At 31.7% G+C, this 10,925-nt stretch carries 12 protein-coding genes; all 12 read left to right on the top strand.

Features of this window, described 5'->3' with window-relative positions:
• On the top strand, positions 1–284 hold a 284-nt coding region (locus NQQ59_RS10205; protein ID WP_257698191.1), incomplete at its 5' end, for a hypothetical protein.
• Between the two features lie 647 nt (positions 285–931).
• On the top strand, positions 932–2,878 hold the full coding sequence (gene thrS / locus NQQ59_RS10200; RefSeq protein WP_144218212.1) for a threonine--tRNA ligase: 1,947 nt from the start codon (positions 932–934) through the stop codon (positions 2,876–2,878).
• Positions 2,879–2,900: 22 nt separating this feature from the next.
• Positions 2,901–3,449: a translation initiation factor IF-3 gene (gene infC / locus NQQ59_RS10195; protein WP_091497511.1), complete on the top strand. Its 549-nt coding sequence runs from the start codon at positions 2,901–2,903 to the stop codon at positions 3,447–3,449.
• 96 nt (positions 3,450–3,545) lie between these two features.
• Entirely contained in the window at positions 3,546–3,743 is a 198-nt protein-coding gene (gene rpmI / locus NQQ59_RS10190) for a 50S ribosomal protein L35 (RefSeq protein WP_026727505.1), read from the top strand.
• Between the two features lie 100 nt (positions 3,744–3,843).
• Positions 3,844–4,188: a 50S ribosomal protein L20 gene (gene rplT / locus NQQ59_RS10185; protein ID WP_008464948.1), complete on the top strand. Its 345-nt coding sequence runs from the start codon at positions 3,844–3,846 to the stop codon at positions 4,186–4,188.
• Positions 4,189–4,327: 139 nt separating this feature from the next.
• Complete coding sequence (locus NQQ59_RS10180; RefSeq protein WP_144218210.1) at positions 4,328–4,900, top strand: Crp/Fnr family transcriptional regulator; 573 nt, start codon at positions 4,328–4,330, stop codon at positions 4,898–4,900.
• Between the two features lie 80 nt (positions 4,901–4,980).
• On the top strand, positions 4,981–5,415 hold the full coding sequence (locus NQQ59_RS10175) for a carboxymuconolactone decarboxylase family protein (protein WP_144218208.1): 435 nt from the start codon (positions 4,981–4,983) through the stop codon (positions 5,413–5,415).
• Positions 5,416–5,582: 167 nt separating this feature from the next.
• Positions 5,583–7,307, top strand: a complete 1,725-nt coding sequence (locus tag NQQ59_RS10170) for a tetratricopeptide repeat-containing sensor histidine kinase (RefSeq protein ID WP_144218206.1) — start codon at positions 5,583–5,585, stop codon at positions 7,305–7,307.
• On the top strand, positions 7,308–9,059 hold the full coding sequence (locus tag NQQ59_RS10165) for a hypothetical protein (RefSeq protein WP_144218204.1): 1,752 nt from the start codon (positions 7,308–7,310) through the stop codon (positions 9,057–9,059).
• 9 nt (positions 9,060–9,068) lie between these two features.
• Entirely contained in the window at positions 9,069–9,737 is a 669-nt protein-coding gene (locus NQQ59_RS10160) for a response regulator (RefSeq protein WP_144218202.1), read from the top strand.
• Between the two features lie 79 nt (positions 9,738–9,816).
• Entirely contained in the window at positions 9,817–10,050 is a 234-nt protein-coding gene (locus NQQ59_RS10155) for a hypothetical protein (protein WP_144218200.1), read from the top strand.
• A gap of 70 nt (positions 10,051–10,120) precedes the next feature.
• Positions 10,121–10,924, top strand: coding sequence for an endonuclease/exonuclease/phosphatase family protein (locus NQQ59_RS10150; RefSeq protein WP_144218198.1), 804 nt, complete (start codon positions 10,121–10,123; stop codon positions 10,922–10,924).
• The last annotated feature ends 1 nt before the right edge of the window (position 10,925 follow it).

Genomic DNA, 10,925 nt, shown 5'->3' with positions numbered 1-10,925 from the left:
TGTTTCGCTTGTTTCTCAAAGCGGGTGCAAAACTAAAAATTATTTTTGTTTCATGCAAGAAAAATTTAAAAATTTTTGAAACTTTTTTTTCGCCTCATCTTTCAAATCTCTCTTTCAATCTATCAAGGAACTTTCCGTGTTTTGCGGGGTGCAAATCTAAAAAGCATTTCCGAATCTCACAAGCTTTTCTGAATCTTTTTTTTTTGGAATTTTTACCCTCCTTTGATCCGTCTGCTTGTCAGTATTTCAGTGAACATTTTTCGTTGTTGCGGGTGCAAAAGTAGAACCTTTTTCCGCTTCTACAAGCTTTTTTAAAGACTTTTTTTAATCTTTTTTCGATCTTTTTCTTAACTCACTGATAACACCGTTTTTACATTTCAATTATTTTTCATTCACTGTACGGTTTTTCTTCCTTTCATTCTGTTTTTCTTGTTTTACGCGTGTTTTCGGTCGGTGCTTTTGCTAAGTTTTCAGTTTTCAAGACTGTTCTTTGAACGGAATTCAAGTCCGCAAAGCCTCCACTCCGTCGTTTTTAATTCCCTAAATCTTTAAAAATGCAAAGTTTCCCCCTTCTACATCTTCTGGAAACCCATCCCCTAGCCCCGATAGAAGCGGAAATCCTTTTGTTTTGGGGTTCAAAACAAAAGATTGAAGCGCATAGCGGGAAATGGCTCCTAAAAAAAACAATTTCTAAATTCCAAACATCAAGGCTTCGCTGCGCTTAGCATCATTCGCCTCACTTATTATATATTATATGTATACAAAAAAAACAAACATGACAGGTTTTCAAAATCTATCGGGCATAAAACGAGAATCACTATTATATACCGCAGGCAAAAAACCATACTTATATATAATAGAGTAAACTTGTACATATATATTGTATGTATTTTTGTAATCATGTATATTTGCATTCACAAAATTATAAACAATGATCAAGATTACTTTACCCGATGGGTCAATTAGAGAGTTCGCTTCAGGCGTAACTCCAATGGAGGTCGCTAAAAACATTAGCGAAGGTTTTGCTAGAAACGTGATTTCAGCATCTTTTAATGGTACAACTATTGAAACCGAAACTCCATTAACGACCGACGGTAATCTTATATTATATACTTGGAATGATGCGGAAGGTAAAAAAGCTTTCTGGCATTCGACTTCTCACGTAATGGCACAAGCTCTTGAGGAATTGTATCCTGGAATTAAATTAACTCTTGGACCTGCAATTGCTAATGGTTTCTATTATGATGTGGATTTTGAAGATCAGAAAATCTCTGAAGCTGATTTCAAAAAGATCGAAGATCGTATTCTTGAGATTTCAAGAGGAAAATACGATTTCAAAATGCGTCCTGTAACTAAAGCGGAAGCACTAGAAATGTACAAAGACAACGTTTACAAGACCGAATTGATTTCGAATCTTGAAGATGGAACTATTACTTTCTGCGATCACGCTACTTTTACTGATTTATGCCGTGGTGGACATATTCCGAATACTGGAATTATCAAAGCTGTAAAAATCATGAGCGTTGCTGGTGCTTACTGGAGAGGTGACGAGAAAAACAAACAGTTGACTCGTGTTTACGGAACTTCTTTCCCTAAACAAAAAGATTTAACTGAATATCTTGAACTTCTGGAGGAAGCAAAACGTCGTGATCACCGTAAATTAGGAAAAGAACTTGAATTGTTCGCGTTCTCTCAAAAAGTAGGTCAAGGTTTGCCTTTATGGCTACCAAAAGGAGCCGCTTTAAGAGAGCGTTTAGAGCAATTTTTGAAAAGAGCTCAAAAGAAAGCAGGTTACGAGCAAGTTGTTTCTCCGCATATTGGTCAGAAAGAATTGTATGTTACTTCTGGTCACTATGCTAAGTACGGCGCAGATAGTTTTCAGCCAATTCATACTCCAGCAGAAGGTGAAGAGTTTTTATTGAAACCAATGAACTGTCCTCACCACTGTGAGATTTACAATGTAAGACCTTGGTCATATAAAGACTTACCTAAGCGTTATGCTGAATTTGGTACTGTTTATAGATACGAGCAATCTGGTGAATTACATGGTTTAACTCGTGTTAGAGGATTTACTCAGGATGACGCGCACATTTTCTGTACTCCAGAGCAATTAGACGAAGAGTTCAAAAAAGTAATTGACCTTGTATTATATGTATTTGGTTCATTAGGTTTTGAAAACTTTACTGCTCAGATTTCATTAAGAGATCAAGAAGACAGAGAAAAATACATTGGTACTGATGAAAACTGGGAGAAAGCAGAAAACGCTATTATCAACGCTGCAAAAGACAAAGGTCTTAATACTGTGGTTGAATATGGTGAAGCAGCATTTTACGGTCCGAAACTAGATTTCATGGTTAAAGATGCTTTAGGAAGACAATGGCAATTAGGAACAATTCAGGTAGATTACAACTTGCCTGAGCGTTTTGATTTGACTTATAAAGGTGCTGATAATGAATTACATCGCCCTGTTATGATTCACAGAGCTCCTTTTGGATCTATGGAACGTTTTATAGCAATTTTGCTAGAACATACAGCAGGAAATTTCCCACTTTGGCTAATGCCTGAGCAGGCTATTATCTTGTCTTTGAGCGAGAAATACGAAAATTATGCTAAAAAAGTTTTAGATTTGCTAGAAAATCACGAAATTCGCGCCCTAATTGACAATCGAAACGAAACAATCGGCAAGAAAATTAGAGATGCAGAAATGCAGAAAATCCCATTTATGCTGATTGTAGGTGAAGAAGAAGAGAAAAATGGTACAATTTCTATTCGCCGTCACGGACAAGAAGGAAAAGGTAATATTACCGTTTCTATCGAAGAATTTGCTTCGATTGTGGACGAAGAAATAAAAAAGACATTAAAAGTATTTACAGTTTAACTTAAATTAGAAAGTCATAGCAATAAGAAGCAACAGAGGTTTTCAACCTCGAGTAGAAAAAAAAGATGCACACAGAATAAACAATCTTATTCGTGTTCCAGAGGTACGTCTTGTAGGTGAAAACATTGAGCCTGGCGTTTTCAAAATCGCAGATGCGTTACGTTTAGCAGACCAATTCGAATTGGATTTAGTTGAAATTTCGCCAAACGCGGAACCGCCGGTTTGTAAAATCATGGATTACAAGAAATTTGTTTACGAACAAAAGAAAAGAGACAAAGCTTTAAAAGCAAAATCTTCTCAAGTGGTTGTAAAAGAAATTCGATTTGGTCCTCAAACTGACGAGCATGATTATGAATTTAAAAGAAAGAACGCTGAGAAATTCTTAAAAGAAGGAGCTAAATTAAAAGCTTTTGTATTCTTCAAAGGACGTTCTATTATTTACAAAGATCAAGGTCAGATTCTATTATTACGTCTTGCTCAGGATTTGGAAGAACACGGTAAAGTTGAAGCTATGCCTGTTTTGGAAGGAAAGAGAATGATTATGTTCATTGCTCCTAAGAAGAAAAAATAGTCTCAGTTTGCAGTTTCAGTATTCAGTTTTGAACCTGAAACTGTAAACTTGAAACAAAATATAAGTAAGTAAGAATAAATTAAAACACTAGGAAAAATGCCTAAAATGAAAACAAAATCTAGCGCTAAGAAACGTTTTAAAGTTACTGGCTCTGGAAAGATTAAAAGAAAGCATGCTTTTAAAAGTCACATCTTGACTAAAAAATCTAAAAAACGTAAATTAGCTTTGACACACTCAGCGCTAGTTCACCAAACAGATATGAAAAGCATTAAACAACAATTAAGAATTATCTAATAATTCTTTAGGTTAAAAAATTATTTATATAACCTTGGAGTATGGCTTTAAGTTCCTTTGATTCAATTCAGGACGCCTGCTACAAAAACACATTAAAATTATGCCAAGATCGGTAAATTCAGTTGCTAAAAGAGCAAGAAGAAAAAAAATAATGAAGCAAGCCAAAGGTTTCTTTGGAAGACGTAAAAACGTTTGGACAGTTGCTAAGAATGCAGTAGAGAAAGCGATGAGCTACGCTTACCGCGATAGAAAACAAAACAAAAGAAATTTCCGTTCATTATGGATTCAACGTATCAACGCTGGGGCTAGATTAGAAGGAATGTCTTATTCTCAATTCATGGGGAAAGTTAAAGCTAACGGAATCGAATTGAACAGAAAAGTTCTTGCAGATTTAGCTATGAACCACCCAGAAGCTTTCAAAGCTATTCTTAATAAAGTAAAATAAAACGTTTTATAAACTCAATTTAAGATTACTTACTTATTATAGAAAAACCATTCGTCTATTCGAATGGTTTTTTGTTTTTACACTATTCTCATCCCAAATCAAAATAAAACCTACCTTTACTTATCAAACAACAAATACAATGCAAAACGCTATTCTAAATCATATTCAAAAGTTTATCCACCTTGAACCTTCGGAAATTGATATTCTAGAATCATGTTTTAGTACTTCGCAAATTAAACGAAAAGCTCATGTTTTAGAGGAAGGACAAATCTGTAACACGATGTATTTTGTTATAAAAGGCTGTATGCGTCAATACATTATTAATCCAAAAGGAACAGAACAAACCTTGCAATTTGGAGTTGAGAACTGGTGGATCACTGATTATTTAAGTTATCATAACCATACTCCTTCTCATTTCTATATTCAGGCTGTTGAAACAACTGAAGTTATTGCCCTTGAAAAATCTGTTTTAGAATCGGTATTGGTGCAAATCCCAAATCTCGAGAAATACTTTCGTATTGTTGCTCAAAAAGCTTTTGGCGCTGCACAAATGCGTATTAAATTTCTATTTACAATGTCTGCAGAAGAAAGATACCATCATTTCAATAACCAGCAACCCGACTTCGTTCAGCGTGTTCCACAATATATGCTTGCCTCCTATTTAGATTTTTCTGCAGAATTTATGAGCAAAATTAGAGCAGGAAAAGTCTAAACTGTATTTCTTGAAGTAGTTCAAGTTTTTGAGAGCATACATTGCTGACCTTTGTAATGAACTTTTAAAACATATAAAAAATGAAATCAAGAATTCTTATCCCGAATGTTGCTCCAGAAGCTTACAATGCTTTATTGAATTTAGAAAAATACATTTCTTCAACTTCATTAACTCCTGTTCATAAAGAACTAATCAAAATTCGTGCTTCTCAAATTAATGGTTGTGCTTACTGTATTAACATGCATACAGCTGACGCTAGAAAACATGGTATTTCTGAGCAAAGAATTTACTTAATAAGTGCTTGGCGAGAAGCTGATGTTTATACTGAAGAAGAAAAAGCAATCTTAGCTTTAACAGAACAAGTGACTTTAATCAACAACCACGTTTCTGATGAAGTTTATGAAAATGCAGCCAAATTCTTTGATGAAAAATACCTTGCTGAAATCATTTTAGCCATCATCACAATTAACTCTTGGAATAGACTTGCAATTACAACCGGATTGCGTGCTGTATAATTTATAAAGAGAATATTTACAAGCTCTTAGAACTCGAAAGTCCTTACTACAAAAGGGCTTTTCGTATTTAATTAAAAATCAGAATTAAAAAAATTGCCAATTGAAAATATTTTAAAATACCGTATTTATACTCTTTCAGGATTTCGGGGATTTTTTATTTTTGGCGCATGATACCAAAAAGAATACAATTATTTTGCCCCATAATTATATTTTTACTGATTCTTTTTTCTTGCCAGAAGAAAACAAGTATTACCAAAAATGAAATTACAAATAGCCCGGAAGTTAAGAGATTAATAGCTGTTGCCGACACCTTGTTTGATAATAATAAATTCGATACTGCTTTTTATTACTACAACGAAGCCATATTTAAATGCAATCCCATAAAAGATCCTGAGAACTATATCAGTACCCTAAACAGGATGGCTATTATTCAGCAGACGCATGGAGATTATGCGGGAAGCGAAGCCACTATTACTAAGGCTCTACCTTATACCAAATATGTAAAAAACCAACTTCATATCTGGAACTTGTATGTTACCTTAAGCACAAATTACCTAGATACTTATGATTATAAAAATGCTATTTTATATAATGAAAAAGCTTTAAAACTTGATACCAAATATTGGAGAAAATTAGCTGCTAAAAACAATATCGGAGTTGCCCTAATTCAGGATAGAAAATTTGAGGAAGCGCTTGACATTTTTTTACCACTAGAAACAAAAGAGCAAGTTATAAGAGATAAGGACTTTTACGGTTCATTACTAGACAATATCGGACTATGTTATTTCAAAATAAACGATAATGAAAAAGCTCTGAATTATATGAACAGAGCTATAAAAGTGAGACAGCAAATAAAAAACCCTTTCGGTTTGGGAAAAAGCTACATTCATCTTGCACAATTTCACGAAGAACAGAATCCTAGAATGGCTAAAAGATATATGCTTTTAAGCTATAAAGAATTCTCAAAAATCAATTATGTTGAAGGAAGACTATCAGCATTAAAAATGATCATCAAAAACAGTACAAATAGCGAATTAAGAAATTATTCTAATACGTATGTGAATTTAGTTGACAGCACTAATGAATTTAGACAAAAAGCTAAAAATCAATTTGCTAAGATCAAGTATGATTCAAAACGAGAAAAAGAAGAAAATCTAAGACTTAAGGCACATAAAGCCGAAAATGAATTAAAACTAGAAAAACAAAAAAACAGAAATATCATATCGTATATCATTATAGTTATAAGTTTATGTCTGATTCTTGTTTTATATTATTACCTCACTTCTAAAGCTAATCGTGAAAAAATAGAAGCTGCATACAACAGCGAAACTAGGATTTCCAAAAAACTTCATGACGAGTTAGCCAATGATATTTACCACACCATGGCTTTTGTAGAAAACAAAAATTTGTCTCTAACAGAAAACAGAGCACATTTATTAAACAACTTAGACACCATTTATGCCAGAACTAGAGATATTTCTAAAGAAAACTGCACCATTATAACAGACGAAAACTACACGATACTTCTTAAAGAAATGATTTCTGGATTTGGTACTAAAAACATAAACTTAATTTTGAACGGTTTAGATACTTTATCCTGGGATGAAATTAGCAAAACAAAAAAGATCACTATATACAGAGTTATACAGGAATTGCTCGTAAACATGCGAAAGTATAGCGAAGCTACTCTTGTTGGAATAAACTTTAAAACAACAGATAAAAATATATTTATTAATTATACCGACAACGGAAAGGGAATAGATACAGACAAAATTATATTTAAAAACGGTCTTTATAATGTAGAGAACCGAATCTTAAAAATAAAAGGAGCTATTGACATCTCAAGTAGTACGAATGAAGGATTCAAAGTTTTTATTAAAGTGCCCCTATAAATGAAACCTTCTAATTTTGTTAAAATTTTATTTCTAATCGTATTGTTTTTTCTAATTGCATCTTGCGAAAAGAAAAAACAAATAACCTCTGTAAAACCAGATTTTACCAGTGAAGTAAGAAAACTTACAACTGAAGCCGATCGTGAATATGATGAAAATAAATACGAAAGTGCTACCAAAAAATACAAACGAATCTTATCTATCGCTGATCCTGTAAAAAACAGAATTGACTATGTTGACGCTATAATTTCTCTTGGTTACATCTATCAAGATCTGGGAGATTATATTGAAAGCGAAGCCATTACCATACAAGCATTACCTCACTTAAAATACATGAAAAAACCAAGATTTGCTTGGAATGTATATTATATACTGGGGTATAATTATTTTAAAACCAACGATACCGAAAATGCTCTTTTGTATTTTAGAAAAACATTATACATCAATTCAAATGCATGGAGAAACTGGAGTAGCCTCAATAGTATAGGTATTGTTTATATGAAACAAAATAATTTCAAAAAAGCCGCCTATATATTTAATAAAGTCACAACAGAGGGCTATTACGGTGAGAAGTACAAAAAAAACAGCTTAAACAAATTCGATAAGATCGAATATATTATTATGCTAAACAATCTAGGTCTTTGCTATTTCAAACAAAAAGATCCAAGAGCATTATATTATTATAAAAAAGCATTACAACTAAGGCTAGAGACAAAAAATGAACCTTATATATCTAATAGTTACACTTCTCTTTCTGAATACTATTTAAAAAGCAATCCAAAGCTTGCAAAAAAATATGCAGAGCTAGGATACAAAAAGGCTTCAGAAAATAATTTATATGAAGACAAAAATTATTGCTTGTCTTTTTTAGTTCAAAGCAGTGAAGGAAATGATCTTAGAAAATACGCCAATCTTTATATTCACTTTACTGATAGTATCAATAACGTTAGATTAAAAAAGAAAAATCAATTTTCCAATATAAAATACCTCTCCAAAAAAGATAAAGAAGAAAATTTATATCTAAAAACGCTAAGAACAGAGAACGAACTTCAGCTGGAAAGGCAAAAAAACAGAAGTTATATATCTTATGTTATTATTTCTATTAGTCTTTTCATTTTACTTTTCCTCGTTTTTTACATTACTTCAAATGGAAAAAGAGAAAAAAATGAAACTGTTTTTAGAAGTGAAATGAGAATTTCGGAAAAATTACACAATGAACTCACTTCAGATTTGCGTCAAACTTTGATTTTTGCAGATCACAATAATTTACACGATGAAAAAAACAAGGAAGAATTGCTTCAGTTTTTAAATAATATTTACATCAAAACTCGGAACATCTCAAAAGAAAACAGTAAAATCCCAACCGACAATCGGTACAGTTCTGTCTTAAAAGAAATGATTTCAGAGTATATGACTCTGGATGTAAACATTATTTTAAATGGTTTTGATCTGATTCCGTGGAATTCGATTGAAAAAAACAAGAAAATAATACTTTACAGAGTTTTACAAGAGTTGTTGTTTAACATGAAAAAGCACAATAACTCTAATATGGTAAGTATTATTTTAAAATTAAAAGACAAAAAATTAAATGTTTTATATGTTGAAAACAGTAGTGAATTTGCGTCTAATCAAACTATTTTAGAAAAAAGACTACAAAATGTGGAAAACCGTATTAAAACAATAAAAGGAACTATTAATTTTGATACAAGCTTAGAAAAAGCGTTTAAAATAAATTTCACATTCCCTATATAAGATAACAATATGTTTAAGAAAGTTTTAGTTGCCGAAGATTTAGACAGTATCAGTATTGCTGTTGTTCAAGTATTAGAAGATTTACAAGTTCCTGTAATTGACCATGTGAAATACTGTGATGAAGCCTTACTAAAAATAAAAAAAGCTTTGCTTGAAAATGAACCTTATGACCTATTAATTAGTGATTTATCTTTTAAATCAGATCATAGAAAAACAATCTTAAACAGTGGAGATGAATTAATTGAAGCCGTAAACAAAGTACAACCCAAACTAAAAAAGATCATTTTTTCTATTGAAGATAAAAGTTTTAGAATTAAAACCCTTTTTAATGATTTAGGAATAAATGCTTATGTATCTAAAGGAAGAAATAGTATCACCGAACTTAAAAATGCTATTATAAGCACTTATAATAATGGAGAGAAAATTGTTTCTTCTGATTTATCTTTTAGCTTTAATGACAAGGCTTTGATTGAAATTGAATCATATGACATCTCTATTCTTAAACTTTTGTCTCAAGGCTATATTTTAGAAAGTATTTCTAAAGAATTCAAAGATTTAGCTATTACACCAAACGGAACAAGCAGTATCGAAAAAAGAATTAACAAACTAAAAATCTATTTCAAAGCCAACAATAACGTACATCTTATAGCTATTGCAAAAGATTTTGGTTTGGTATAATCCATGTCTTTACGGAATCCCGTAAAGAAAATCTTTTTTATAGCCCTAAATTTGTTAATTGCCCCCTATCAACCTACGAATGAAACCAAAAAATAAAACGATTACTTTTTTTGACAAAATCAACACCACTCAAAATAAAATCATCATGAAAACCATGTTTCTGTGTCTATTTTTATCGATAAGCTTTGCGTATGTCTCTGAAAAAACCGGCTGGCTGGAAATTGATTGGAAAATAATTTTTATTCCAGCATTACTTGTATTGCAAATTATAATTATTGGAACTGCTTTAAAAAACAGATATAAAAAACACTAATAATTTAGGAGAAAGGCCTTATGGATATTATAGGAAATACCTATATATTTGATTTCATTCCATTTTTTACATGAAAAGTATTCTAAGCCCTGTACTCCTATTATTTACATTTTTATCTTTTGCTCAAACCAAAGTTTTATCATGGAATATCCAAAACTTTGGTAAATCAAAATCTGATATTGAATTAAATTATATTGCTAAAAAAATTTCCAACTACGATATAATTGCTATTCAGGAAGTAGTTGCTGGTTATGGTGGAGCACAATCTGTAGCTAAACTGGCTATGCTTCTTAATGAAAAAGGAAATAAATGGGAATATACTATTAGTAATCCAACTACAAGTAGCAGTTACAAGGCCGAACGTTATGCTTTTATCTGGAAAACAGCAAAAGTTAAATTAAAAAACAAACCTTGGCTGGAACAAAAATTCAATTTAGAGATTGACAGAGAACCTTATTTCGCCACATTTGAAATAAACAAAAAGACAATTACACTAGGTAATTTTCATGCTATAACTCAAAAAAGGCAACCCGAAACGGAGATTAAATATTTCAAATTTTTACCCAACGAATATCCAGATCTAAATCTTGTTTTTCTGGGTGACTTTAATTGTCCTGAGAAACACACTGTTTTTAATCCTCTAAAAAAAATGGGATACGATTCTGTTTTAAAAAATCAGAAAACAACATTGAAACAAAAATGTAAAAACAATGTCTGTTTGGCTTCAGAGTTCGATAATATCTTTTACAAAACTTCCAATTTCAAAATCATTAATTCAGGAATTATAAAATTTTATGAAGATTTTGATTCTCTTCAGGACGCAAGAAAAGTGTCCGATCACATTCCGATTTGGTTTGAATTCTCTTTAAACTAAA

This window comes from Flavobacterium panacis (genome assembly GCF_024649945.1).
GTDB lineage: Bacteria > Bacteroidota > Bacteroidia > Flavobacteriales > Flavobacteriaceae > Flavobacterium > Flavobacterium panacis.
This window is presented reverse-complemented; position numbering and strand designations above follow the sequence as displayed.